21 protein-coding genes and 1 tRNA gene are annotated in these 26,099 nt (G+C 74.3%); 4 read left to right on the top strand and 18 right to left on the bottom strand.

Annotated elements, in window-relative coordinates; translation table 11 throughout:
- The first annotated feature begins 25 nt into the window (after positions 1-25).
- Complete coding sequence (locus H9657_RS13195; protein WP_191783880.1) at positions 26-418, top strand: PLDc N-terminal domain-containing protein; 393 nt, start codon at positions 26-28, stop codon at positions 416-418.
- A 25-nt stretch (positions 419-443) separates the two neighbouring features.
- Here the strand turns inward: H9657_RS13195 and H9657_RS13200 are convergent.
- The 8 genes from H9657_RS13200 to H9657_RS13235 form a co-directional block, all read right to left on the bottom strand.
- A tRNA-Leu gene (locus tag H9657_RS13200) sits at positions 444-517 on the bottom strand.
- Positions 518-700: 183 nt separating this feature from the next.
- A complete protein-coding gene (locus tag H9657_RS13205) occupies positions 701-2,221 on the bottom strand; it encodes an NAD(P)/FAD-dependent oxidoreductase (protein ID WP_191783881.1) in 1,521 nt (506 codons plus the stop codon).
- A gap of 106 nt (positions 2,222-2,327) precedes the next feature.
- On the bottom strand, positions 2,328-3,743 hold the full coding sequence (locus H9657_RS13210; protein WP_191783882.1) for a hemolysin family protein: 1,416 nt from the start codon (positions 3,741-3,743) through the stop codon (positions 2,328-2,330).
- Between the two features lie 160 nt (positions 3,744-3,903).
- Entirely contained in the window at positions 3,904-5,112 is a 1,209-nt protein-coding gene (locus tag H9657_RS13215) for a hypothetical protein (protein WP_191783883.1), read from the bottom strand.
- A complete protein-coding gene (locus H9657_RS13220) occupies positions 5,109-5,438 on the bottom strand; it encodes a PadR family transcriptional regulator (RefSeq protein WP_191783884.1) in 330 nt (109 codons plus the stop codon). Before H9657_RS13220 ends, H9657_RS13215 begins: the two co-directional genes overlap by 4 nt.
- Before the next feature lie 216 nt (positions 5,439-5,654).
- On the bottom strand, positions 5,655-6,608 hold the full coding sequence (locus H9657_RS13225) for a Ppx/GppA phosphatase family protein (RefSeq protein ID WP_318241485.1): 954 nt from the start codon (positions 6,606-6,608) through the stop codon (positions 5,655-5,657).
- Positions 6,609-6,671: 63 nt separating this feature from the next.
- A complete protein-coding gene (locus tag H9657_RS13230; RefSeq protein WP_225215297.1) occupies positions 6,672-7,190 on the bottom strand; it encodes a DUF501 domain-containing protein in 519 nt (172 codons plus the stop codon).
- A 105-nt stretch (positions 7,191-7,295) separates the two neighbouring features.
- Positions 7,296-7,769, bottom strand: coding sequence for an FtsB family cell division protein (locus tag H9657_RS13235; RefSeq protein ID WP_191783887.1), 474 nt, complete (start codon positions 7,767-7,769; stop codon positions 7,296-7,298).
- A 396-nt stretch (positions 7,770-8,165) separates the two neighbouring features.
- On the opposite strand from H9657_RS13235, the gene H9657_RS13240 reads away from it, so the two are divergent.
- Together H9657_RS13240 and H9657_RS13245 are read left to right on the top strand one after the other, a co-directional pair.
- Positions 8,166-8,510 carry a PadR family transcriptional regulator gene (locus tag H9657_RS13240; RefSeq protein ID WP_191783888.1) on the top strand — a complete coding sequence of 115 codons (345 nt, stop codon included), beginning with the start codon at positions 8,166-8,168 and terminating at the stop codon, positions 8,508-8,510.
- Positions 8,507-9,091, top strand: coding sequence for an HAAS signaling domain-containing protein (locus H9657_RS13245; protein WP_191783889.1), 585 nt, complete (start codon positions 8,507-8,509; stop codon positions 9,089-9,091). The genes H9657_RS13240 and H9657_RS13245 overlap by 4 nt, the downstream gene beginning before the upstream one ends.
- A gap of 69 nt (positions 9,092-9,160) precedes the next feature.
- Here H9657_RS13245 and eno read toward each other — a convergent pair whose 3' ends face one another.
- Complete coding sequence (eno, locus tag H9657_RS13250; protein WP_191783890.1) at positions 9,161-10,441, bottom strand: phosphopyruvate hydratase; 1,281 nt, start codon at positions 10,439-10,441, stop codon at positions 9,161-9,163.
- A gap of 181 nt (positions 10,442-10,622) precedes the next feature.
- Here eno and H9657_RS13255 point away from each other — a divergent pair, with 181 nt between their 5' ends.
- Positions 10,623-11,468, top strand: coding sequence for a putative protein N(5)-glutamine methyltransferase (locus H9657_RS13255; protein WP_191783949.1), 846 nt, complete (start codon positions 10,623-10,625; stop codon positions 11,466-11,468).
- A gap of 184 nt (positions 11,469-11,652) precedes the next feature.
- On the opposite strand, the gene H9657_RS13260 is transcribed toward H9657_RS13255, so the two are convergent.
- From H9657_RS13260 to H9657_RS13300, 9 genes are all read right to left on the bottom strand, one after another.
- A complete protein-coding gene (locus tag H9657_RS13260; RefSeq protein WP_191783891.1) occupies positions 11,653-13,752 on the bottom strand; it encodes an endo-1,4-beta-xylanase in 2,100 nt (699 codons plus the stop codon).
- Between the two features lie 132 nt (positions 13,753-13,884).
- Complete coding sequence (pntB, locus tag H9657_RS13265) at positions 13,885-15,276, bottom strand: Re/Si-specific NAD(P)(+) transhydrogenase subunit beta (protein WP_191783892.1); 1,392 nt, start codon at positions 15,274-15,276, stop codon at positions 13,885-13,887.
- A 4-nt stretch (positions 15,277-15,280) separates the two neighbouring features.
- Complete coding sequence (locus tag H9657_RS13270; protein WP_191783893.1) at positions 15,281-16,834, bottom strand: Re/Si-specific NAD(P)(+) transhydrogenase subunit alpha; 1,554 nt, start codon at positions 16,832-16,834, stop codon at positions 15,281-15,283.
- Between the two features lie 229 nt (positions 16,835-17,063).
- Entirely contained in the window at positions 17,064-17,762 is a 699-nt protein-coding gene (locus tag H9657_RS13275) for a MazG nucleotide pyrophosphohydrolase domain-containing protein (RefSeq protein ID WP_191783894.1), read from the bottom strand.
- Between the two features lie 13 nt (positions 17,763-17,775).
- On the bottom strand, positions 17,776-18,339 hold the full coding sequence (locus H9657_RS13280; protein ID WP_191783895.1) for a hypothetical protein: 564 nt from the start codon (positions 18,337-18,339) through the stop codon (positions 17,776-17,778).
- Positions 18,340-18,473: 134 nt separating this feature from the next.
- Positions 18,474-22,121 carry a transcription-repair coupling factor gene (gene mfd / locus H9657_RS13285; protein ID WP_191783896.1) on the bottom strand — a complete coding sequence of 1,216 codons (3,648 nt, stop codon included), beginning with the start codon at positions 22,119-22,121 and terminating at the stop codon, positions 18,474-18,476.
- A gap of 239 nt (positions 22,122-22,360) precedes the next feature.
- Positions 22,361-23,653: a glycosyltransferase family 4 protein gene (locus H9657_RS13290; protein ID WP_191783897.1), complete on the bottom strand. Its 1,293-nt coding sequence runs from the start codon at positions 23,651-23,653 to the stop codon at positions 22,361-22,363.
- Between the two features lies 1 nt (position 23,654).
- Positions 23,655-24,638, bottom strand: a complete 984-nt coding sequence (gene gmd / locus H9657_RS13295) for a GDP-mannose 4,6-dehydratase (protein ID WP_191783898.1) — start codon at positions 24,636-24,638, stop codon at positions 23,655-23,657.
- 61 nt (positions 24,639-24,699) lie between these two features.
- Positions 24,700-26,094, bottom strand: a complete 1,395-nt coding sequence (locus tag H9657_RS13300) for a hypothetical protein (RefSeq protein WP_191783899.1) — start codon at positions 26,092-26,094, stop codon at positions 24,700-24,702.
- Positions 26,095-26,099 lie beyond the last annotated feature (5 nt).

Genomic DNA, 26,099 nt, shown 5'->3' on the forward strand with positions numbered 1-26,099 from the left:
GTGCCCATGACGCGAGGGGGACCTGGTGCTGCGCTTCCTGCCGGTGATCGTCGAGATCGCCCTGCTGGTGTTCTGCCTGATCGACTGCATCCAGTCCGACCCGGACCGCGTGCGCAACCTGTCGAAGGGCTGGTGGCTCGTCCTCATCGTCGTGCTGCCGCTCGTCGGCGGCATCGCGTGGCTCGCGGTCGGCCGCCCGCAGACCCCGCGCACGCAGGTCGCGTGGCGCGCGACCGAGACGGCCGGCTTCCCCGAGTACGAGCGCCCGCGCCGCTACGGCGACGACGCGCAGGCCGAGGAGCGCCGCCGGGCCGAGGAGCGCCGGTCCGACGAGCTCCACGAGCAGATGCTGCGCGAGTGGGAGGCGCAGATCCGCGCCCGCGAGCAGGCAGCGGAGCGCGACCGCCCGGACGCCTGACGTCGCGCATCTCGTGCGGGCGCGGTGCCCCCGCCGGGGTTCGAACCCGGACTGGACCGGGTTTAAGCCGGTTGCCTCTGCCGGTTGGGCTACGGGGGCGCGCCGTCATCCTGCCAGCCCGGCGAGCAGGACCGACCTGTGACCGCCGGCCCCGGACGCACGACAGCCCGCGGGCGGGGTCCGGGACTCCTGCTGACCCGAACCCCGCCCGCGGCCCTTCCGCACCCCGGATGTGCGACGGCCCCGCGACCCGGAGGGTGGCGGGGCCGTCGGAGGTGCTGGTCAGGACCGGTGGGCGGCGTCCTTCGCGGCCGGGGAGTCCTTCTCGGCCTTCTGCGGCGGCAGCGACGGGGTGGCCGTCGCGCCGTCCGTGGGGGCCGTGGCCTGCGTGCTCTGCTCGACCCGGGGCTTGGGCGGCACCGACGCGGCGCGGAACTCGGCACGCGGGTCGTGCAGCGAGCCGAGGGCGACGACCTCGCGGCGCAGCAGCACGGAACCGGTCCACCCGGCGGCGATGCGCAGCTTGCGGTTGAACGTCGGCATCGCGAACACGTGGTACGTGCGGTGCAGGACCCACGCCAGGAACCCGCGCACCTTGATGCGCCCGAACATCTGCGCGACGCCCTTGTACATGCCGAGGGACGCGACGGCGCCGACGTTGCGGTGCTTGTACGGCGTCGGCTCGGCCGAGCGCAGGACGAGCGCGAGGTTGTCACCGATGTGGTTGCCCTCGCGCAGCGCGTGCTGGGCGTTCGGCGGGCAGGTCGCGCCGGGGTTGTACAGGTCCGGCACGGCGGCGCAGTCGCCCGCGGCCCACGCGTCGGCGACGACGGTGCCGTCCGCCGCGGTGATCTGCAGGTACTCGTTGCAGATGACGCGGCCGATCTTGTCGAGCGGCAGGTCCGAGTCCTTCAGCACCGGGTTGGCCTTGACGCCGGCGGTCCACACGACCGTCTCGGCGTCGAACTCCGTGCCGTCCGACAGGACGATGTGCCCGTCGACGCACGAGCTGAGGAACGTGGACAGGTAGATCTCGATGTCGCGCTTGCGCAGCTGCTCGAGGGTGTACCCGCCGAGCTCCTCGCTCACCTCGGGCAGGATGCGGCGGCTGCCCTCGACGAGCACGAAGCGCATCTCGTCCGGCTCGATCTGCCCGTACTTGCGGACCGCGTACCGCGCCATGTCCTCGACCTCGCCGAGCGCCTCGACGCCCGCGAACCCGCCGCCGACGAACACGAACGTCAGCATCTTGCGCCGCAGCTCGGGGTCCCACGTGGAGGCCGCGACGTCGATGCGGCCCAGCACGTGGTTGCGCAGCGCGATGGCCTCCTCGACGTTCTTGAAGCCGATGCCGACCTCCGCGAGCCCCGGGATGGGCAGCGTGCGCGCGACCGAGCCCAGGCCGACGACGAGGTGGTCGTACGTCACCCAGTACGGCTCACCCTCGATGGGCGTGATCTGCACGCGGCGCTGCGCGTGCTCGATCTGCGTGACGTGCCCCTGCAGCACGTCGACGCCCTTGAGGGCACGGCGGTGCGGTGCGACGACGTTGCGGGGGTCGATGGACCCGGCCGCGGCCTCGGGCAGGAAGGGCGCGTACGTCATGTAGGGACGCGGGTCGACGACGACGATCGCCGCGTCACGCCGCCCCAGGCGCCGGCGCAGACGCCGGGCGGAGTACAGGCCGACGGTGCCGCCACCGAGGACGACGACGCGCGGCACCTTGCGGGGCTTGCCGGCCGGCGCGGGCATGAGCACGCCCGAGGGGCGGTCGGCGTCGACGGGAGCGGACGTCTGAGGCATACCTCTTACGGTAGACGCGGACGGGCTCCGCAACCCCGCCGGAAGGCGGTGATACCGCGCACACCGGGTGCTGCGGCCGTGAGGGAGTCGGAGCGGGGTCGGGCGCTCAGGCGCGGGCGGCGTCGTCCGTGGGCGGCCCGGACGGCTGCGGCTCGGACGGCCGCTCGACGCGCACCGCCGTGATCCGGCGACCGTCGACCACCCGCACCCGCAGCCGCACCGGCGGCGCGGCCGGGTCGTCGTCGCCCTCGGGCGGTTCGACGTCGACGACGTCGCCGGGGCGGGCCATCCGCCCCAGCCGCGCGAGCACGTACCCGGCGACGGTCTCGTACGGCCCGTCGGCCAGCAGGACGCCCGTGCGGTCGGCGAAGTCCTCGAGCGAGAGCCCCGCGTCGACGTCGTCGTCGCCCGCGGGCCGGACGGGCACGTGGTCGTACTCGTCGACGATGTCCCCGACGAGCTCCTCCAGCAGGTCCTCCAGCGTGACGATGCCGTCGGTCCCGCCGTACTCGTCGACGACGACGGCGATGTGCGCGCCGGTGCGCCGCATGGTCGACAGGGTCGGCAGGACCGCGTTGGTGCCCGGCAGCTGCACGACGGGGCGCATCACGTCGCCGACGGTGGTGGCGGACACCTGGACGATCGCCTCGACGACGCCCTCGCGCCCGTGGGTGTCGGGGTCGGCGTCGGCGTCGCGCACGGCACGCGCGACGGGCGCGAGCAGGTCGCGCACGTGCACGAACCCCACGATGTCGTCGAAGTCCTCCCCCGTCACCGGGTACCGCGAGTAGGGCAGCGTGCCGATGAGCTGCGCGGCCTGCGCGATCGGCTCGGCCGCGGCGAGGAACGTCACGTCGGCGCGCGGGCGCATGACCTCGACGAGCGAGCGGTCGCCCGCGTCGAAGATGTCGTCGATGAGGCGCCGCTCGTCCTCCGGCAGGTCGGGGTGCGTGCGGACGAGGTCGCGCAGCTCCTCGTCGCTCATCTGGTCGCCGGTCGCCGCGGGGTCGAACCCGAGCAGCCGCACGACGGCGTTGGTCGACCTCGAGAGCAGCCACACCACCGGGGTCATGAGCGCCGCGAACCGGTCGAGCGGCGGTCCGACCCACAGCGAGACGCGTGCCGCCTGCTGCATCGCGATGCGCTTGGGGACGAGCTCACCGAGGACCAGCGACAGGTAGGCGATGACCAGCGTCAGGACGACGAGCGCGACGCCCTCGGCCGGCCCCTGCGCCATGCCCAGCGAGACGAACACGGGCGCCAGCGCGGACGCGAGCGCCGAGGCGCCGAAGGCCGCGGAGAAGAACCCGGCGACGGTGACGCCGATCTGCACGGCCGCGAGGAAGCGGTTGGGGTTGCGCGCGACCGCGGCCACGCGCACCCCGCGCGGCCCCTGCTTCTCGAGCTGCCCGAGCTGCGACTCGCGCAGCGACACCAGCGCGAGCTCGGTGCCCGAGAACACGCCGCCGATGAGGACGAAGAGCAGGACGAGGCCGATGTCGGCCCAGATGTCGACGGTCACGGGTCCTTCCAGGGTGGACGAGCGGTGGCTCCCAGCCTAGGCGCCGACCCCGTCCGGCGGCCCGCCGCCGCTCTCCCCGCCCGCGAGCGCGGCAGGAACCGCTCGAGCGCGGGGGGAACGACCCCCGCGCTCGAGCAGTGTCCCCCGCGCTCGGCGCCCGTCAGGGGGTGGCGGGTGCGGTCCCGGCGTCGGCGGGTGCGTCCGCTGCCGGCGCCTCGTCGGCCGGGGCCGGCGCCTCGTCGGCCGGGGCCGGCGCGTCCTCGGCCGGGGCCGTGGCCGACGGGGTCGGCGTGGGCTGCGGGCCGTCCGTGGCCTTCTGCCACGGCACGACGGCCGCGGCCGTCGCGAACGGCCAGGACGGGGCGACGACCTGCCTGCGCACGCGCTCGTCGGTGACGTCGAGCGGCGTGCCGTCCGGGAAGCTGCCCCGGCTGAGGCTGTGCAGCGGGAAGACGTTCCACCGGGTCTGACCGTTCGAGCCCGGTACCCCCACGTGCAGCAGGGGCTCGTCGGCGCCGTCGGGCCAGTACTCCTGCTGGAGCCACGGAGTGCCTCCGTCGGGCTCGGTGGTCACGGGACGCCCCTGCTGGTCGAAGACCTGCGCCCCGTCCACCGGGTTGCCGTCGGCGTCGTAGACGAACAGGTTGGAGGCCTGCTCACCCGCGACGAACACACCGTCCTCGGCGGGCGTGTCGACCCAGGCCGCGGCCATCGCCACGTCGTTGCGCTGCGCCCCGGGCAGGGTCAGGACGAGGATCAGTGCCGCGAGGGCGAGCACGCGGCTGAGCACCTCGAGCACGCGGTCCCAGCGCGGCCCGGCACGCCACTCGCCGCGCCCCCACTGCGCGCTCGCGACGACCGCCAGGATCATCAGGACCCAGCCCCCGGAGCTCGACGGCACCCAGAACGGGTACGGCTCGGCGCCGACCAGCTGGAGCACCAGGTGCGCGAGCGCCCAGCCGCGCAGGACCCACCACGCGGGACGCAGCGCGACGAGGAGGTCCTCGACACCGGGGAACCAGCGGGTCCCCCGCAGGCGCGCGAGCCCGGTGCGGATCACGTCGTTCGCCTCGCGCCACGGTGCCAGCAGCATCGCGCGGAACGCGCTCTCGGTGCGCTCGTGGCGTCCGGCCGCCGCCAGGCCCGCGGCCGAGCGCAGCTCGGCCGCGTACGCCTCCGGCGTGCCGAACTCGTCGACGAGCGAGCCGCGGTGGGCCCGCCCGTCGTCGGCCAGCGCGTCGGCCAGGTTGACCTCGAGGCCGTCGGTGAGGTCGTCCACCTGCTCCTGCCCGAGGTCCGCGAGCGCGGCCCTCACCTGCGCGGCGTACGTCCGGACGTCCTGCGCGATCGCGTCATCGACGATGCTCATGCCCCACCCTCCGTCCCGAGCAGGCGCTGCATCGTGCCTGCGAACTCGTACCAGTCCTTGCGCTGCCCGTCGAGCATGGCCCGGCCCTGGGCGTTGATGCCGTAGTACTTGCGGTGCGGTCCCTCGTCGCTGGGCACGACGTACGACGTCAGCGCCCCCGACGAGTAGAGCCGGCGCAGCGTGCCGTACACGGACGCGTCACCGACCTCCTCGATGCCGGCGGCCCGCAGGCGTCGCACAACGTCGTAGCCGTAGCCGTCCTCGTCCGCGACGACGGACAGCACGGCCAGGTCCAGCACCCCCTTGAGCAGCTGCGTCGTGTCCATGCGACCTCCCGCGTCGTCGTCGCCCGTCGCACCGCCGGTCCCGGGCTGAGCGGGACCGGCGGGCGCACGTGGCGCGGGCACCCCTCCAGGGCCCGCACGTCGCACAGTACTGTGCAGTCCGCACTACTGTCCACGACACGACACAGCGCGTGTCGGGCAGCGCCGGACCGGGGGGGCCCGGGTCCGGCAGCACCGGGCCCCACCGGGCCCGCGAGCTCAGCGCTCGGCGATGCTCCAGGCGATGCCGTCGAGGATGTCGTGCTCGGAGGTGACCACGTGGGTCAGCCCGCCCCCGGCCACCGCCACCTCGTCGCGCACCCGCCGCACGACGTCGCGCCACACGAGGGCACCCGCGCCGATGACGTCGACGCGCCCGGGGTGCAGGTAGGGCAGCGCCGCGCGCTGCTCGCGCGTGCGGGCCAGCATGTCCTCGCACGACGCGAGCACGTCGTCGACGCCGAGCACCGCACCGTCGATGCGGGTGCGGTCGTAGTGGTCCAGACCGAGCGCGTGGGCGGTCAGCGTCGTCACGGACCCCGCGAGGCCCACGAGCGTCACGGTCCGGCCCAGGGGCACGACGGCGGCGGCGGCGTCCAGCGCCGCGTGCACGTCGGCGTCGGCCGCGGCGACCTGCGCCGGCGTGGGCGGGTCGTCGTGCAGGTGACGCTCGGTCAGCCGCACCGAGCCGACGTCCATCGAGACAGCCGCCTCGGGTGCGTCGGTGCCCAGGACCAGCTCCGTCGAGCCGCCGCCCAGGTCGACCACGAGGAACGGCCCGTCGAACCGGCTCGCGAGCACCCCCGTCGCCCCCCGGAACGAGAGCCGCGCCTCCTCGTCCCCGGCGACGACCTCGGGCTCCACGCCCAGCGCGGCGCGCACGCCCGTGACGAACTCCTCGCGGTTGCGCGCGTCGCGCGTCGCGGACGTGGCGACGAACCGCACCGCCTCGACACCGAGCCCCTCGCACACCTCGTGGTACCGGCGGGTCGCCGCGAGCGTGCGCTCGAGCGCCTCGGGGGCCAGCAGCCCCGTGCGGTCGACCCCCTGGCCGAGCCGCACCACCTCGTTGCTGCGCTCCAGGTCGACCAGCGTGCCCGCCGCCGGGTCGACGTCCGCGACGAGCAGACGGATGGAGTTGGTCCCGCAGTCGATGGCTGCCACGCGTGTCACCGGCACATCGTGCCACCGCCGACCGACACGGCCGAGCGGCGGCTCACGACGCGGCCGCGGACGTCAGCAGGTGCAGCGGTCGGGACGCCACCGCTCGGCGACCATCGCCAGGGCCTCGTCGCCCACCGGGTTCACGCCGGGCCCCGCGGCCAGCGCGTGCGCGACCAGCACGTGCAGGCACTTCACGCGGTGCGGCATCCCCCCGGCCGAGATGCCGGCGATCTCCGGCACGTGCCCGAGCGCCTCGCGGTCCGCGAGGTACGCCTCGTGCGCGCGCCGGTGGCCCTCCGCGAGCTCGTCGTCCTCGGCCAGCCGCGCCGTCATCTCCTTCATCACACCCGTCGCCTCGACCGCGCTGACGGCCGCGACGGCCTGGGGTGACGTCAGGTAGTACGTCGTCGGGAACGGCGTGCCGTCGTCGAGGCGCGGCGCCGTCCGCACGACCAGGGGGCGCCCGCACACGCAGCGCGCCGCGACACCGACGACCCCGCGCGGCGGCCGCCCGAGCTGCTCGGTGAGGACCTCGACGTCCCGCTCGCTGACGGCGTCCAGCGCGACGGGCGACGTCGCGGCGTCGGGCAGCGCCGAGGGCCCGGGCACGTCGCGGTGCTCGGTGGGGTCAGGTCGTGCGGGCACGGCGGTCCGTTCGTTCGTCCGGTCGGGGCGTCCATTGTCCCCCACGGGACGTCAGCCGGTGGGCTCCGTGCCGGGTCCCGGGGCCACCGGCGGCGTGCCGGGCGCCGTCGAGCCGTCCATCGGCTCACCGGACGCCCCGGCGTCGACGTCCAGGTCGCCGGCCATCTCCACCGACTCCCACACGGTCGCGTACCAGGGGCGCGTCGCGCCGCCGGACGCCTCCACGACGGGAGCGCCGTCCGGCGCGGTGTCGACCACGACCTCGGGGTCGACGACGCGGAACGCCGTCTCCCCCGGCATGACGAACGACAGCCGCTCGCGCGCCTGCGCGACGACGTACGCGTCGTCGTCCCACCGCTTGAGGTCCGCCTCGAGGTCCGCGTTCTCCGCGAGGGCCGCGTCCCGCGCGTCGCGCAGCTGCTCGACCTCCGCGCGCGTCTCGAGGTAGGAGCCGAGCGTCGGGTAGACCAGCACGAACGCCACGAGCACGACGAGCGAGAACACCATCGCCCGGACGGTGAACATCCGGGGCACGGGCATGCGAGCGGCGGCCGCGCGCGGAGTTCCCCGCGGGGGCGTGCCACCGCGCGACGACCCCGGACGGACGCTCGCGCGAGCGGCACCCGGGCGCGCGGGCCCGACCTTGGGCACCGCACCCGACCGGGGCGCGGCGCTGCGCACGCCGCGTGGCGACGTCGACGGCCCGCCGGCCTTGCCCGCCGGTGCGCGCCCCGCGCGCGGCACGGCGCCCGACGGCGTCTCGTCGCGCCCCGGACGCCGGCCGGAGCCGGGCGCGGGAGGACGACGAGGCGAGGACATGGCCTCGATTGTGCCTGCCGCTCGCCCGATCGGCCGCACGTGGGTGCGTGCGTCGTGTCGGTGGTTGGACGGTCCCTTGTCACGCACGGTAGCGTGCGGCGCATGGAACCGACGCCGGACGACGTCCGGACCCAGCTGCGGCGCGGCACGCTCGAGTTCTGCGTGCTCGCGCACCTGGCCCGCTCCCCCGCCTACGGCCAGGACATCGCCCGCGCCCTCGGCGCCGACCGCATGCTGTTCGCCTCCGAGGGCACCCTCTACCCGCTGCTCACGCGTCTGCGTGGCCGCGGCTGGGTCGACACCACGTGGCAGGAGTCACCCACCGGCCCCCCGCGCCGCTACCACCGGCTCACCGACTCCGGCCGGGCGGCCCTCGACGCGTTCGTCGAGGTCTGGCGCCCGTACCGCGCCGCCGTCGACCACCTCCTGGAAGGACTGCCCGCATGACCGCCGTCACGTCGCCGCTCGTCGCCGCGTACCTCGCCGACCTCGAGCGCCGCCTCGCGGGCGCCCCCGCCGCCGATCGGCTCGACGTGCTGGACGCCGTCCGCGAGCACCTCGACACGGCCTTCGCCGACCTCGGGCACGCACCGGGCGACGACGACGTGCGGCGCGTGCTCGCCGACCTCGGGAGCCCGGACGACGTCGCGGGCGCCCTCGCCCTCGACGCACCGCCCGCAGGCGGCGACCCCTCGCCGCGCACGTCGGGCGTCGTGTGGGTGCTGCTCGTGCTCGCGGGCCTGCCCGCCGGCCTCCTCGTGGGACTGCTCCTGCTGCCGCTCGCGCTGGTGCACCCGGTCGTGCTGCTGGGCGGGCTCGCCGCGCTCGTCGGCGCCACCCTGTGGGTCGGCTACCGCGCACACGGCCGCCGCGCGGCTCAGCCACGCCGACCCTGGCAGCTGGCGTTCGCCGTGGTCCTGCCCGCCGCCGTGATCGCCGGCACGTGGGCCCTCGCGTCGGCGGCGTTCCTGACCTTCGAGTCGGACGCGGTCCAGAGCGTGTCCGTGACCTCGGTCGCCACGCCCTGAGGCCTCGCCGCGCACGACGACGCCCGGCCCACCGTGACGGTGGACCGGGCGTCGTCGTTCAGGCGGTGATCAGCCCTGGAAGCGCGGGAAGGCGCTCGCACCGGCGTAGATGCCGGCGTCGTCGAGCTCCTCCTCGATGCGCAGGAGCTGGTTGTACTTGTTGATGCGCTCGCCACGGGCGGGCGCACCGGTCTTGATCTGGCCGGCGTTCGTCGCGACGGACAGGTCGGCGATCGTCGTGTCCTCGGTCTCGCCGGAGCGGTGCGAGGTCATCGTCGTGAAGCCGTTGCGCTGCGCGAGCGAGACCGCGTCGAGCGTCTCGGTGAGCGAGCCGATCTGGTTGAGCTTGACCAGCAGCGAGTTCGCCGCCTTGAGCTTGATGCCCTTGGCCAGGCGCTCCGGGTTGGTGACGAACAGGTCGTCGCCGACGATCTGGACCTTGTCGCCGATGCGCGCCATGAGCGCGACCCACGCCTCCCAGTCGTCCTCGGCCAGCGGGTCCTCGATGGAGACCAGCGGGTAGTCCGCGACGAGCGCCTCGTAGTACTCGATCATCGCGGCCGACTGCAGCTGCTGACCCTCGAAGCCGTACTTGTCGTCGGAGAAGAACTCCGTCGCCGCGACGTCGAGCGCGAGCGCGACGTCCTTGCCGGGCACGAAGCCGGCCTTCTCGATCGCGACGATGATGAGGTCGAGCGCGTCGCGGTTGCTCGGCAGGTTCGGGGCGAAGCCGCCCTCGTCGCCGAGGCCAGTCGACAGGCCCTTGCTCTTCAGCACGGACTTGAGCGAGTGGTAGACCTCGGTGCCCGTGCGCAGCGCCTCACGGAACGTGGGGGCGCCGATCGGGGCGACCATGAACTCCTGGACGTCGACGTTGGAGTCGGCGTGCGACCCACCGTTGAGGATGTTCATCATCGGCACGGGCAGGACGTGCGCGTTGGGGCCGCCGACGTAGCGGAACAGCGGCAGGTCGGCCGAGTCGGCCGCGGCCTTCGCGACCGCGAGCGAGACGCCGAGGATCGCGTTGGCGCCGAGCTTGCCCTTGTTGGGCGTGCCGTCGAGCTCGATGAGCGCGGCGTCGACGAGACGCTGCTCGCTGGCCTCGAAGCCGATGAGCTCCGGGGCGATGTCGTCGATCACGGCGTTGACGGCACCCTGGACGCCCTTGCCGCCGTAGCGGGGGTCGTCGCTGTCACGGCGCTCGACGGCCTCGAACGCTCCGGTCGATGCCCCCGACGGGACGGCGGCACGCGCGATGGTGCCGTCGTCGAGGGCGACCTCGACCTCGACAGTGGGGTTGCCGCGCGAGTCCAGGATCTCGCGGGCGCCGACGGCCTCGATGCTGGCCATGGTGCTCCTTCGACAGACGGTGGGTTTGCTCACCCAGACTAGTGCCGCTGGTCAGGACGCACCTCGGGACCTTCGGCAGGTGGACGCCGTGGCGCTGACCAGCGACGATGCGGGACGTCACGGACCGCCCGCGTGCGAGCATCAGGGCGTGACCCCCGACGCGACGCCCACGCCACCCGGAATCACGCCCCCGGGCGCACCGGCGGGCACGGGTCCGGTACCGCCGCCCGCGCTCGTCGCTCGCCTGCGCGCGGCGGGCTGCGTCTTCGCGGAGGAGGAGGCGTCGCTGCTGGTCACCGCCGCGCAGGGACGCGCGCAGGACGCGGACCGACACGTCCCCGCGCCACCCGACGCGCTGGAGGAGCTCGTCGCCCGCCGCGTGACCGGCGAGCCCCTCGAGACCGTGCTCGGCTGGGTCGCGTTCGCCGGGCTGCGGCTCGGCGTCGGGCCCGGCGTGTTCGTCCCGCGACGCCGCACCGAGCTGCTCGCGCGCACCGCGGTGGCGCTCGCGCGCGCGGCCGGCCCCTCCCCCGTCGTCGTCGAGGCCTGCTGCGGCGTCGCGCCGGTCGCCGCGCTCGTGGTGCGCGACGTGCCCGGCGCGGACGTCCACGCAGCGGACCTCGACCCGGTCGCCGTGGCCTGGGCCACGCGCAACTTGCACGGGCGCGGCCACGCGTGGACCGGCGACCTGCTCGATCCGGTGCCGGAGGCGCTGCGCCTTCACGTCGACGTGCTCGTCGCGAACGCGCCCTACGTGCCGCACGACGCGATCGCGGTGATGCCGCCCGAGGCGCGCGACCACGAGCCGCACGTCGCCCTGGACGGCGGACCCGACGGCGTCGACGTGCACCGGCGCCTGCTCGCGCTCGCACCAGGCTGGGTGCGTCCGGGCGGCCACGTGCTGGTCGAGACGAGCGCGCGCCAGGCCCCGCTGACCCGCGCGGCGTGCCCGCCGGGGTGGCCGGTCGAGGTGCTGCACGACGACGACGTCGACGGCACGGTCGTCGTCGCCCGCCGCCCCACCTGACGTCCGGCCCCGCCCCCACCCGTCACCCGGGGCCGTGGGCCGCGGCGAGACCGGCCTGGGTCGTTCTCCGGACGGCTGAGCACGACCAGGGCCGGTCTCGATGCCCCACGTGACGGGGCCGGGCCCGGGCCGCGCACCACGGGGGGGCACGGGCCGGGCCCGGAGGGGACTGCTGCGGGACGTGTCAGCTCACCGTGCAGGGCGTGCCGTTGAGCGCGAACGCCGTCGGCCGGGGGTTGGCGCCCGTGTGCGAGCCGTTGAAGCCGACGTCGACGGTGGCGCCCGCGGCGAGCGTGCCGTTCCACGCGGCGTTCGCGGCCGTGACCGTCGAGCCGGACTGCGACCACGTCGCCGACCAGCCCTGGGTGACCCGCTGCCCGCCCGCGAACGCGAACGTCAGGGTCCACCCGGTGAGGGCGGACGGCCCGGCGTTGGTGACGCGCACGCCCGCCGTGAAGCCGGTGTTCCAGTCGTTCGTCGTGTACGCGACGCGGCAGCCCGCACCGGCGGTGGGCGTCGGCGTGGGGGTCGCGGTCCGCGTGGGGGTCGCCGTCGGCGTCGGCGTGGGGGTCGCCGTCGGCGTCGGCGTGGGAGTCGCCGTCGGCGTCGGTGTGGGGGTCACCGTCGCGGTCGGGGTGACGGTCGGCGTCACCGTGGGCGTCGACGTGGGCGTCGGCGTCGGCGTCGTCCCGATGCGCGACGGGTCGACGATCCCCCAGTACGCGGGCTTGACCTGCAGCTGCCCGTCGAACAGCAGCGGTGCGGCACCCGAGCGCAGCCACGTGCGCGAGTCCTCGAGGCCCCAGACCGTGATCGACTCGAAGGACGCCGCGTGCCGCTCGAGCATGTCGAACATGTCGCGGTAGTAGTACCCCTGCTCGAGCAGGCGGGCCGCCGGCGGCGCCGCCCACTGCTCACCGGAGTCGCGGTACGCCGAGACGTCGAGCTCGGTGACGGCCTGCCGCACGTCGAGCGCCTCGAAGGCCTCGATCGTGTCCTCGATCATCGAGATCGAGCGGCCCACCTCGACGTGCAGCTGGTGCCCGACGCCGTCGACCGGCACGCCCTGCGCGAGCAGGTCGGTGACCAGGCGCAGGTAGGGCGCGCGCTTGTCCGGGTACTCGGAGTTGTAGTCGTTGATGAACAGCTGCACCTCGGGGCCGAACGCGTCGCGCGCGTACCGGAAGGCGTCGGCGATGTACGACGGGCCGAGGACGCGGTACCACTCGCTGCGCCGCAGGCCGTCGGACTCGTTCTCGTCGATGACCTCGTTGACGACGTCGAACGCGAAGATCGGGTTGCCGGGCGTGCCGTACTCGCCGTACGTCTCGCGGTAGTGGTCGGCGATCGCCTCGATGTGGGTGCGCAGCCGCTCGCGCAGCAGCGCCTGGTCGGCGGCGGACGTGGTCAGCGCGGACCCGTCGCGCTGGAAGAACCACGCGGGCGTCTGCTGGTGCCACAGCAGCGTGTGGCCGTAGACCCGCATGTCGTGCTCGAGCGCCCAGTCGACGAGGCCGTCGGCCGCCCCGAACGTGAAGGTGCCCTCGGTGGGCTGGATCGCGTCGGGCTTCATCTGGTTGCCGGGGGTGATCTGCTCGGCGTGGTGCGCGAGCAGGTCGCCGCGACCGCCGAGCAGGTCCTGCGGCTCGACCGCGATGCCGAAGGGCACGGACACCGCGTCGGAGACGGGAGTGACCGACAGGTCGGGCGTGTAGCGGACACCGGTGACCAGGACGTCGTCGATCATCACGTCGACGGGCGAGGACACGGACTCCACGTACAGCGAGGCCGTGTCGAACGGGCCGGGCGTGTAGGTCCCGGTGACCTGCCGCCACTGGCTGGTGACGCCCTCGACCGTGGTGACCGTCTCGTACGACGGCTCGCCGTCGAGGTCGCGCTGCACGGAGACGCGCAGGTCGGCGCTGCCGGCGCCGTCGGGCAGCCGCACCCACAGGCCGATCGTGTACGTCGTCCCGGGCTCGAATAGGTCCGTCACGGGGTACAGCGCGCCGTCCCACGGGTCGACGCGGTCCTCCACGAGCAGGCTGCCGGACCCGCGGGCGCCGACCGACGTGGTGCTCACGGTCGCGGCCCCGCGCGCCTGCCAGCCGCCGAGCCCGGACTCGAAGTCGCTCGCGAGCACCACGGCCGGGGACAGCGCGCGGGCGGGGGCGACGAGCGGGGCCACGAGCGCCCCCACGCCGACCAGCGCGACCGCGAGCAGGGCCGCGAGGGCCGCGACGACGGGCCGCGGGGCCGTGGGGACGGGGCGGGCGGACGGCATGCGGGTCTCCTCGCGCTGGGGGTGGATCGTTACAGCACGATCCGTCGCGAGGCTAGGCGCGGGCGCCGCGCGGCAGCAGACCCCGAAGCGTTTCAGTGCCGTTGCCACCGCGCGGGGCGCCGCGCCCGCCGGTCAGCCCACCGCGAGCGGCGCCACGATCTGCTCGACCTGGTCCTTGGCGTCGCCGAAGAGCATGGCCGTGTTCTCGCGGAAGAACAGCGGGTTCTGCACCCCCGCGTACCCCGTGGCCATCGACCGCTTGAAGACGATCACCTGCTTGGCCTTCCACACCTCGAGCACCGGCATCCCGGCGATCGGCGAGGACGGGTCGTCGAGCGCGGAGGGGTTGACGGTGTCGTTGGCGCCGATCACCAGGACGACGTCGGTGTCCGCGAACTCGTCGTTGATCTCGTCCATCTCGAAGACGATGTCGTAGGGCACCTTGGCCTCGGCGAGCAGCACGTTCATGTGCCCGGGCAGACGACCGGCGACCGGGTGCACCGCGAACCGCACGTCGACGCCCTGGCCGCGCAGCCGGGCGACCAGGTCCGCCACCGGGTACTGGGCCTTCGCCACGGCCATCCCGTAGCCCGGCGCGATGACGACCCGGCTCGCGTCGCGCAGCAGGTCGGCGACCTCGACCGCGCTGATCTCGCGGTGCTCGCCGTAGTCGTGGTCGCCGGCGGCGACCTTGCCGCCCTCGGCGCCGAACCCGCCGAGGATGACGGACACGAACGACCTGTTCATGGCCTTGCACATGAGGAACGACAGGATCGCGCCCGACGAGCCGACGAGCGCCCCGACGATGATGAGCAGGTCGTTGCTCAGCATGAACCCGGCCGCGGCCGCCGCCCACCCCGAGTACGAGTTGAGCATCGACACCACGACGGGCATGTCGCCGCCGCCGATCGACGCCACGAGGTGCCAGCCGAGCGCGAGGGCGACGACGGTCATGAGCAGCAGCGGGAGCAGCGAACGGCTGTCGAGGAACCACGCCATGAGGCCCGCCGACGCGAGGAGGGCCGCCAGGTTGAGCCAGTTGCGGCCCGGCAGCATCAGCGGCGCGCTGCGGATCCGCGCCGACAGCTTGAGGAACGCGACGACCGACCCCGTCAGCGTGACCGCGCCGATGAGCACGCCGAGGAAGACCTCGACCAGGTGCACGGCGTCCGGCTCCTCGGTGAGGAACGAGTTGAAGCCGACGAGCACGGCCGCGAGGCCGACGAACGAGTGCAGGATCGCGATCATCTCCGGCATCTGCGTCATCTCGACGCTGCGCGCGCGCCAGATGCCGATGCCGGCGCCGAGGGCGAGCGCCATCGCGATGAGCAGCAGCGTCACCACCACGGGCCGCTCGGAGAGGTCGGCCGCGAGCGCGACGGTGGCGAGCAGCGCCAGGGTCATGCCCGCCATGCCGTAGAGGTTGCCGCGCCGCGCGGTCTCCTGCTTGCTCAGCCCCGCGAGGGACAGGACGAACAGGATCGCCGCGACGAGGTAGACGGCCTGGGCCAGTGACGTGAGCACGCCGTCACGCCTCCTTCCGGAACATGTGGATCATGCGGAACGCGACGAGGAACCCGCCGAAGATGTTGACGGCCGCGACCGTGGCCGCGACGAACGCCAGGGTGCTGACGACCCAGCTGGCGTTGCCGATCTGCAGCAGCGCGCCGACCAGGATGATCCCGCTGATGGCGTTGGTGGTCGCCATGAGCGGGGTGTGCAGCGAGTGGCTGACGTTGGAGATGACGTAGTAGCCCACGACGACCGCGAGCGCGAACACCGTCGCGTGGCCGAGGAACGAGGCCGGTGCCACCGTCAGCGCGAGGACCGCCAGGACGGCCCCGAGCGCGGCGAGCACGCCGTTGCGGCGCGAGCGGCGTGCGGCCGCCGCGACCGCGGCCGCCTTGCGCGCCGCCACCTCCTCGGGCGTCTCGACGGGCGCCGTCACGACGGGCGCGGCGGCGGACACGGCGACCGGCGGCGGCGGCCACGTGACGTCACCGCCGGTGGTGACGGTCATGCCGCGCTGCACCGGGTCGTCGAGGTCGAGGACGAGCTCGCCGTCCTTGCCGGGCGTGAGCAGCGCCATCAGGTGCACGACGTTGGTGCCGAAGAGCTGCGACGTGTGCTGCGGCATGCGGCTGGGCAGGTCGGTGTAGCCCAGGACGACCACGCCGTTGTCGGACACGACGCGCTCGCCGGGGACCGTGAGCTCGCAGTTGCCGCCGCCCGACGCGGCGAGGTCCACGATCACCGAGCCCGGCCGCATCGCCGCGACCATCTCCTTGGTGATGGTCCGCGGCGCCTGGCCGCGCACCAGCGCGGTCGTGACGACGACGTCGGCCCAGGCGGTCTGCTCGGCGTACATCCGCTCGGTGAGCCGCTCCTGCTCGGCGGTGAGCTCGCGCGCGTAGCCGTCGGTCGAGACCTCCTGGCTCGCGCCGTCGGCCCGGACGAACGTCGCGCCCATGGACTCGATCTGCTCGCCGACCTCGGGACGGACGTCGAACGCGCGCACCTGGGCACCCAGGCTCCCGGCCGTGCCGAGAGCCGCGAGGCCGGCGACGCCCGCGCCGATGACGAAGACGTTGGCGGGCGGGGTCTTGCCGGCGGCGGTCACCTGACCGGTGAACATCCCGCCGAACTCCTCGGCCGCCTCGATGACGGCGCGGTACCCCGCGACGTTGGACAGCGTCGACAGGACGTCGAGGGCCTGTGCCCGCGAGATGCGCGGGACGGCGTCGAGGGCCAGCGCCGTGATCCCGTGCCCCGCCAGGCGCGCGGCCAGGTCGGGGTCGGCGAAGGGCGCCATGGTGGCGACGAGCGTCGCACCGGGCCGCATCGCGTCGACGTCGGACGGCAGGTGCACCGCGGTGACGACGTCGCACGCCAGCACGTCGGCTCGCTCGGCGGGCGTCGCACCCGCCGCCGCGTAGGACTCGTCGGTGAACGTCGCGGCGGCCCCCGCCCCCCGCTCGACGAGGACCTCGTACCCCAGGTCGCGGAGCCGGGCGACGGTCCGGGGCGTCGCGGCGACGAGCCGTTCACCCGGGCGCTGCTCGCGCGGGACGCCGATCCTCATGCGTGCTCTCCTTCGACGGGGCGGTGAGCGGGACGTGGGTCCCTGCTCGCGGGGTCCATCCTCACCGGAGGCGAGTCTGCCCGGGTCGGACCTTCGACCTGCACGGACGCATTCTCCTGGGCCTCACGGGCAGTTTGCGCCCCCGGTCCGGGTCCACGCGTCCCACGCCTCGGGACGAGCGCGGGTGCACCGGGTGGTCCGAGCGCGGTTGCCCCTCGTCCCCCGGTCCTCAGCCCTCGGCCCGGCGAACCGCCGACTCCCACGTGGCGGTCGCGCGGCGCAGCGCGGACTCCGCGTCCACACCCGCGCGGTGCGCCGCGGCGACGAGACCCAGGAGCGCGTCGCCCAGCGCCTCGGCGTCCGCCGCGTCGACCACCGCGCGCGTCGGGGGCGGGGCCGCCGCGAGAAGTCCCGCCTGGTCCGCCCGCGCGACGAGCTTCTGCGCGCGGGCGAGCGCGCCCAGCGTGGCAGGGACCCCGTCGAGCGCGGACGTCCGCGTCGGCTTCTCCGCCCGCTTCAGCTGCTCCCAGCGCTCCAGCACCGCGGCCACGTCGATCTCCTCGTCGCCGTCGTCGGCGGCGAAGACGTGCGGGTTGCGGCGCACCAGCTTGGCGACCAGCGTCTCGGCGACGTCGGCCACGTCGAACGGGTCGTCGTCGTGCTCCGCGGCCACCCGCGCGTGGACGAGGACCTGGAGCAGGACGTCGCCGAGCTCCTCGCGCAGCCCGGCACGGTCACCGGCCTCGACCGCCTCGACGAGCTCGTGCGCCTCCTCGACCGCGTACGGCAGGAGCGACGCGTGGGTCTGCTCGGCGTACCAGGGGCAGCCACCGGGCGACCGCAGCCGGTCGAGCACGGCGACGGCGCGCGCGAGCGCGTCCGCCTGCCGTGCGGTGCGCGGGACCTCGCCCGGGGCGGGCGTCGTCACGTCCGTCAGGGCGTCACTTGGGTGTCGGGGCCGGCGCGGGCGTCGCGTCGGCCGGCGCCGCGTCACGACCGCCCGGGGGCACCACCCACGACGGCGTCGTGGGCGGTGCCACGACCAGGGCGTCGGTGAACTCGCCGAACCGGGGGTTGACCTCGATGTCCGCCGCGGCGACGCGCTCCTGGTAGTCCGTGGCGGCCGCCTGCGGGTCGTCGAGGTCCTGCAGCGCGCTCGTCGCCAGCGAGTAGCGCCCGATGGCGATCGCGCCGGGCCCGAACTCGAGCTCCGCGCCCTTCTCCTCGCCCAGGGCCTGCACCGCGACGGTCCGCAGCAGCGCGAGCGCCTGCTCGTCGTTGACGCCCACGCCCGCCTCGGCCGCGACCTCGGCGGCGAACGGCTCGGTGATGAGCACCCCGAGGACGTCCTGCGCGCGCGCTCCGTTGTAAATGGGCGCGAGCTGCTCGTGCGTCTCCGCGAGCTCGGCCGTCGTGATGGTGCGGCCGTCGACGACCGCCGCGGCACCCGGTTGACCCGAGCACCCCGCGAGCAGACCGCCCGCCGCGACCACCGCCGCCACCACCCGTACGCGTCCTCGCGTCCGTCGCACTGCCACCAGGGGCCTCCCGCTCACGTTCCGTAGGGGTCGGCGGCCATCGTAGGCCCTGGCCGCGCGCTCACCGTCACCGGGTCCCGTCCGCCGCGACGGGCGGCGTGTCACCGGGCGGAGGTGCCGGCCGCCGCCGCGGCAGCGACGTCGCCGAGCACGATCGCGTCGATGAACTGGCGCGCCCACGTCATGACCTCGCGGCCGTGCAGCGGCTTGCCACCGACGCGGGCCGTGGTGGGGAACGGCACGAGCACCGTGCGCACCGCGGGCTTGAGCACCGACCCCGGGTACAGCCGCTTGAGGCGCAGCTGCGCCGACTCGGGCAGCGCGACGGGTGCGAAGCGCACGAACCGCCCCTGCGCCGTGACGTCCGCCAGCCCGGCGTTGCGCACGTGGAGACGGAACTGCGCGACCGCGAAGAGGTTGTCCACGGCCTCGGGCACGGGGCCGTAGCGGTCGACCAGCTCGGCGTGGACCTCGCGCAGCGTGGTCGCGTCCGTCGCGGCGGCGATCTTGCGGTACGCCTCCAGGCGCAGCCGCTCGTGCGCGATGTAGTCGTGCGGGACGTGCGCGTCGACGGGCAGCTCGATCGTGACGTCCGGCTGCTCCTCGGGCGCGTCGCCCCGGAACGACGCGACGGCCTCACCGACCATGCGCACGTACAGGTCGAACCCGACGCCCTCGATGTGGCCCGACTGCTCGCCGCCCAGCAGGTTGCCCGCACCGCGGATCTCGAGGTCCTTCATCGCCACCGCCATGCCGGCGCCGAGGTCGGTGTGCGCGGCGATGGTCTGCAGCCGGTCGTGCGCCGTCTCGGTGAGCGGCACCTCGGGCGGGTAGAGGAAGTACGCGTACGCGCGCTCCCGCCCGCGCCCGACGCGCCCGCGCAGCTGGTGCAGCTGCGAGAGGCCCAGCCGGTCGGCGCGCTCGAGGATCAGGGTGTTGGCGTTGGAGATGTCCAGGCCCGTCTCGACGATCGTCGTGCAGACCAGGACGTCGAACTTCTTCTCCCAGAAGTCGACGATGACCTGCTCGAGCCGGTGCTCGCCCATCTTGCCGTGGGCGACCGCGATGCGGGCCTCGGGGACGAGCTCGTTGAGCCGCGACGCCACGCGCTCGATCGACTCGACCTTGTTGTGCACGAAGAAGACCTGTCCCTCGCGCAGGAGCTCGCGACGGATCGCGGCGGAGATCTGCTTCTCCTCGTACGGTCCGACGAACGTCAGGACGGGGTGGCGCTCCTCGGGCGGCGTCGCGAGCGTCGACATCTCGCGGATGCCGGTCACGGCCATCTCGAGCGTGCGCGGGATGGGCGTGGCGCTCATCGCCAGCACGTCGACGTTGGTGCGCAGCGCCTTGAGCGTCTCCTTGTGCTCGACGCCGAAGCGCTGCTCCTCGTCGATGATGACGAGCCCCAGGTCCTTGAAGCGGACGCTGCCCGTGATGAGGCGGTGCGTGCCGATGACGACGTCGACGGACCCGTCGGCGAGGCCCTCGACGACCTCCGCGGACTCCTTGGCCGTCTGGAAGCGCGACAGCGCCCGGACGTTCACGGGGTACGGCGCGTACCGCTCCGTGAACGTGTCGATGTGCTGCTGCACGAGCAGCGTCGTGGGGACCAGGACGGCGACCTGCTTGCCGTCCTGCACGGCCTTGAATGCCGCGCGCACCGCGATCTCGGTCTTGCCGTAGCCGACGTCGCCGCAGACCAGGCGGTCCATGGGGACCGTCTTCTCCATGTCCTGCTTGACCTCGTCGATCGTGGCGAGCTGGTCGGGCGTCTCGACGTACGCGAACGCGTCCTCCAGCTCCCGCTGCCACGGCGTGTCCGGCCCGAAGGCGTGCCCGGGCGTCGCCATGCGCGCCGAGTACAGGCGGATGAGCTCGGCCGCGATCTCCTTGACGGCCTTGCGGGCGCGGCCCTTGGTCTTCTGCCAGTCCGAGCCGCCCATGCGGTTGAGCGTGGGCGCCTCACCGCCGACGTACTTGGTGACCTGGTCGAGCTGGTCGGTCGGCACGTACAGCCGGTCCCCCGGCTGACCGCGCTTGCTCGACGCGTACTCGACGACCAGGTACTCGCGCGTCGCGGCCGACGCGCCCGACCCGATCGTGCGCTGCACCAGCTCGACGAACCGCCCGACGCCGTGCTGCTCGTGCACGACGAAGTCGCCGGGCCGCAGCTGCAGGGGGTCGACGACGTTGCGCCGCCGGCTCGGCATGCGGCGCATGTCGCGCGTGCTCGACCCGGCGCGTCCCGTGAGGTCGGACTCGCTGAAGACCGCCAGGTGCAGACCCTCGTGGACGAAGCCGGGCCCGACCGGGGCCGGTGTGACGAGCACGACGCCGCCCTCCGGCTCGTCGTCGACCGTCGCGACCAGGCGCGCCGGGACGTCGGCCGCGCGCAGCTGCTCGACCATCCGCTGCGCGGGCCCGTGGCCCTCGGTCGCCAGCAGGAGCCGCCAGCCCTGCTGCTGCAGGCGGTGGACGTCCTGCACGGCCCGCGCCACCTCGCCGCGGTACCGCTCGACCTCGCGGGCGGCGACGACGAGCGTGCGCACGTCGGGCGCCGCCGCGGGCCCGTCGCCCGAGGGCTCCTCGCCGGTCACCGCGTCGGCGTCCAGCGTGAAGCCCGACAGCGTCCACCAGCCGAGCGAGCGCACCGCCGCGAGCGCACGGACCTCCGCGAAGGACGCGAACGACGCCGCCGACAGGTCCAGCGGCACCGCGGCCCCCGCCGCGGCCGACGTCCACGCCGCGTCGAGGAACTCCCGCGTCGTCGCGACGAGGTCGTGCGCGCGGCGGCGCACACGCTCGGGGTCGACGACGACCAGCAGCGACTCGGGCGGCACGAGGTCGAGCACGGGGACCATGCGCTCGACGAGCACGGGCGCGAGGGACTCCATGCCCTCGACCGCGATGCCCTCGGCCAGCCGGTCGAGCATGTCGAGTGCCCCGGGCAGCTGCTCGCGCAGCGACGCCGCCCGCGCGCGCACCGCGTCGGTCAGCAGGATCTCGCGGCACGGCGGCGCCCACAGCCCGTGGTCGGCGACCTCGAGGCTGCGCTGGTCGGCGACGGAGAACCAGCGGATCTCCTCGACCTCCTCGCCCCACAGCTCGATGCGCAGCGGGTGGTCCTCGGTGGGCGGGAAGACGTCGAGGATGCCGCCGCGCACGGCGAACTCGCCCCGCCGCTCGACCATGTCGACGCGCGCGTACGCCGCGTCGGCCAGCCGCTGCGCGAGGTCCTCGAGGTCGACCGTCTGCCCCGTGCGCACCTCGACCGGGACCAGCTCGCCCAGCCCGTCGACGACCGGCTGCAGCAGCGCACGCACCGGCATGACGAGCACGCGGATCGCCCCTGCCAGGCCCGGCTCCGGGTCGGGGTGGGCCAGCCGGCGGAACACCGCGAGGCGGCGCGCGACCGTGTCGCTGCGCGGGCTCAGGCGCTCGTGCGGCAGCGTCTCCCAGCTCGGCAGCACCGCCACGTCGTCGTCGGGCAGGTAGCAGCGCAGCGCAGCCGCGAGCTCGTCGGCGTCCCGCCCGGTCGCCGTGACCACGACCAGCGGGCGACCCGTCGCCCCCGCCGTCGTCGCCGCCCGGGACGTCGCGGCCGCGCCCGCGAGCGCCGCGAGCAGCGGCGGGCGGATCCCGGCGGGACCGACGACGTCGAGCTCGCCGCGCGCGCGCACGGACGCGACCGCCTCCGCGGCGGCGGGGTCGGCGAGGAGGGCGGGCAGGAGGCCGGTCAGGTCCATCGGGGTCCTTCGTGCGGGCGGTGTACGGCGACGGGCAGCACGTGAGCCCCGGATCCGCGTGGGACCGGGGTGCACCACAAGTCTACGGACGTCCGCCGACATCATCCCGGGGCGGACAGGCCCGACCCGGCCGGTGGCCACCTCGGCCCCGGGCGCCGTGCGAGCCGCCCCCTCGTCAGACCGCCGGGCAAGGTCGTCCGCGCGGGCCGCTCACCCCACGCGGCCACGCACGGGACGGCTCATGCCGCCACCACCGCCGACGTGCGGCTCTCCAGGCGACGCAGCAGCGCGACGTACCGCGCCCGCGCCGCGGGCTCGCCGTACGTCGCCTCGCCGTGCCGGTGCGCGGCGGCCGCCAGCCGGTCACGGAGCGCGGCGTCACCCCGCAGGCGCTCGACGGCCGCCAGCAGCACGCCGGGGTCGCCCGGCAGGACGACGAGCGCGGCGTCGGCCTCGGTCAGCTGACGCCCTGCGATGCCGTCCTGCTCGACCGCCGCGAGCACGGGACGTGCCGCGGCCGCGTAGCTGGTCAGCTTGCTGGGCAGGCACATCTCACGCACCCCGGGACGCTCGTGCAGGAGCAGCACGTCGGCCGCGGCCAGCACGAGCGGGTACCGCTCGGCGTCGACCGGGTCGAGCACGCGCACCGTCGGCAGGCCTGCGGCCGCCGCGACGAGCTCGTCGCGGCAGTTGCCCGAGCCCACCAGGACCATCTCGACACCCACGGTGCCGCGGGCGACGGCGAGCCGCGCGGCGTCGACCACGTGCTCGAGCCCCTGCTTGCGCCCCATGTTCCCGGTGTGGACCACCCGGAAAACGGTCGGGTCCCACCCGAGCCGGGCGCACGCCTCGTCCCGGGTCGCGTCGCTGGGCCGCACGTGCGTGAAGTTGCCGACCTCGACCACCCGGTCGGCCGGGACACCCGCGGCCACGAGGGTCGTCGCGAACTGCGGGGTGATGACCCCCACGGCCGCGCAGCGACGCAGGAGGGCCACCTCGGCCCGGCCGATCAGGGACGCCACGGCGTCCCCGGTGGACCCGGACTCCTGCGCACCGCGGCCCGTGAGGTCCTGCACGACGGCCCCCACCGGACGGCCGCGCGCACCGGCGACCGCCGCGGCGAGTGCCGACATCGAGGGTGTCACGGCCACCACGACGTCGGCGGTGCTGCGCGCGACCAGCGGGACCGCGCGGCGCAGGAACGACGCCTCCATCCGGGCACGGCCGCGCAGGTCGGCCGTCGCGGGCACGTGGTGCCGCACGCGTCGCAGCGACACCGCGCCGTCGCGCTCGCGCCAGGACCGACCCTGGAGGTAGCGCTCGTCCTCCACGCGCCACGCCGGGTAGTGCGGCACCCCCGTGACGACGTCCACCGTGGCACCTGCGTCCGCCCAGGCGCGCGCCATGGCGGTCGTGTAGGGCGCGATGCCCGTGGTCTCGGGTGCGTAGTTGATCCCGAGGAGACACACCCGACCGAGGTCGGACGGAGTCTCACGCGCACCGGTCACGGCGCCGTCGAGCGCGGTCGCCACGTCAGACCCCGGCCAGCGCGCGGACCTCGGCCTCGGTCATGATGGCGGCCAGCTCGGGCGTGTGGACGTGCGCCGTCCAGCCGAGCTCGTCGGCCGCCTTGGTGGCGTCGCCGATCAGCGCATCGACCTCGGTCGGCCGCAGGTAGCGCGGGTCGAACTCGACGTGGTCCTGCCAGTCCCGGCCGACGTGCTCGAAGCAGTGCCCGAGGAAGTCACGGACGGTCGACGCCGTCCCTGTCGCCAGGACGTAGTCCGAGGGCTCGTCCGCCTGCAGCATCCGCCACATGCCCTCGACGTACTCCTTGGCGAACCCCCAGTCGCGGACGGCGTCGAGGTTGCCGAGGTAGAGCTTGTCCTGCTTGCCGGCGGCGATCCGCGCCGCCGCGACGGCGATCTTGCGCGTCACGAACGTCTCGCCCCGGCGCGGCGACTCGTGGTTGAACAGGATGCCGTTGACCGCGTACATCCCGTACGCCTCGCGGTAGTTGCGCGTCATCCAGTACGCGTAGACCTTCGCGGCACCGTACGGCGAGCGCGGCCAGAACGGCGTCAGCTCGTTCTGCGGCGGCGGTGTGGCACCGAACATCTCGGAGCTCGACGCCTGGTAGAAGCGGGTCTGGACACCGGTCGCGCGGATCGCCTCGAGCAGTCGCGTGGACCCCATGCCCGTGGTCTGCCCCGTGAACTCGGGCTCGTCGAAGCTGACGCGGACGTGCGACTGCGCGGCGAGGTTGTAGACCTCGTCCGGGTGGACCTTCTCCACGAGCGTCGCGAGCCGGGTGCCGTCGGTGAGGTCGGCGTAGTGCAGGAACAGGCGGGCGCTGGGGTCGTGCGGGTCCTGGTAGAGATGGTCGATCCTCGCGGTGTTGAACGTCGAGGCACGCCGCACCAGCCCGTGCACCTCGTAGCCCTTCTCGAGCAGCAGCTCCGCCAGGTACGAGCCGTCCTGGCCCGTGATACCCGTGATCAGTGCCTTCTTGGACATGCGCCTGCCCCCCCGTCCGTCAACCAACGACAGACAAGAGGTTAGCGACGAACGTCACTTTTCAGGGCTTTCGGACCCCTTTCTCACCCTCTACACGTGTATGTCCGTTTGGTGGCCGCAGCGCAGGCCGCCCGACGGCCCAGAGGGACGCCAGCATGACCACCGCCAGCCCGGCCGCCTGCAGCAGCGAACCTCGGAGCAGGATGATCATGTAGGCGGGGAACACCGCGACCGCGACGGCCAGCACGCCGCCCTCGCTCCAGGCCGCCGGGAGCCGCGCGTCGAGGCGCCGTACCGCATAGCCGACGCCCAGCATCGCGACCACCGTCAGCAGCACACCGCCGTTGACGTAGGCCTCGGCCCACAGGGGCGCGGACAGGTTGGTGAAGCCGTACCCACGGTGCTCGGCCAGCAGGACACCCGTGCCCTGCGGCTTGCCGGACCACAGGGACCGCGGCACCCAGAACAGCATCACGCCCAGCAGCTGTCGCCCGTACGTGAGCCCCTGGTCCTCGACGTACAGCAGCGCGTTGCCGACCTGCCAGAAGGCGTCGTAGTCACCGTTGCCCTGGTACTCGGCGAAGAAACCGGCTCGTGACACGTCCACCTCCTCGCGGCGGAACGCGTCCGCCACCGGGAACAGCAGGACGAACGCCGCCAGCACGCTCGCCTGCACGCTCCGCACCCAGCGCCGCCGCTCGAGCACCCCCGTGAAGGACACGATCGCGAACAGCACGGTCCCCGACGTGAAGCGGGCACCCGACACCGGGTTGACCACCATGAGCACGCAGAGAACTGCCACGACTGCGAGCCAGGCCCAGCGGCTGCGCACGCCGTCGCGCACGCGCGCCCGGTGCACCCAGACGAACGCCCCCGCCGCCACGAGCAGCGGCGCCCACGCGAGCGCCGAGAGCAGCGCCGCCCCGGAGGCGTCGGCGAACTGCTCGGCACGGGCCGCCTGCCGCTCGTGCCGGCTCCGGAACGACGCCGCGAGCCCGACACGCGAGAGGTAGAGCGCCCAGCACGCCAGACCGACAGCGGCCACCGCGAGCGCTGCGCGTGGTGACACGACGCGTCCTGGCCGCGTCCTCGTCGGCCCCCCGGCGCTGCGCACCCCGGCGAGCAGACCACCGAGGTCGATCGCGACCAGCGTGCCGAGCACGAGCAGCGCGACCGGCAGGTCGATCCGGACCGGCATGTCCCGCGTGGTGGTCGGCACGAGGCCGGAGCGGATCTGCACGGTCGCCGCGAGCCCGAAGAAGATGTAGACGAACAGCCACAGCATGAAGGTGAACGGGCGTGCGTCGCCCCGCCCCAGCAGCCACGACAGGCGCGCCCCGGCCCACAGGAGGACGGCGAGCGTCACCACCCACCCGCCGCTGCGACCGACGTCCGCCGTCTGCACGACCGCGAGGAGCGGCACGAGACCGCACAGCACGGCCCCGGACGCGACCACCCACA

This window comes from Cellulomonas avistercoris (assembly GCF_014836445.1).
Taxonomy (GTDB): Bacteria; Actinomycetota; Actinomycetes; order Actinomycetales; family Cellulomonadaceae; genus Cellulomonas; species Cellulomonas avistercoris.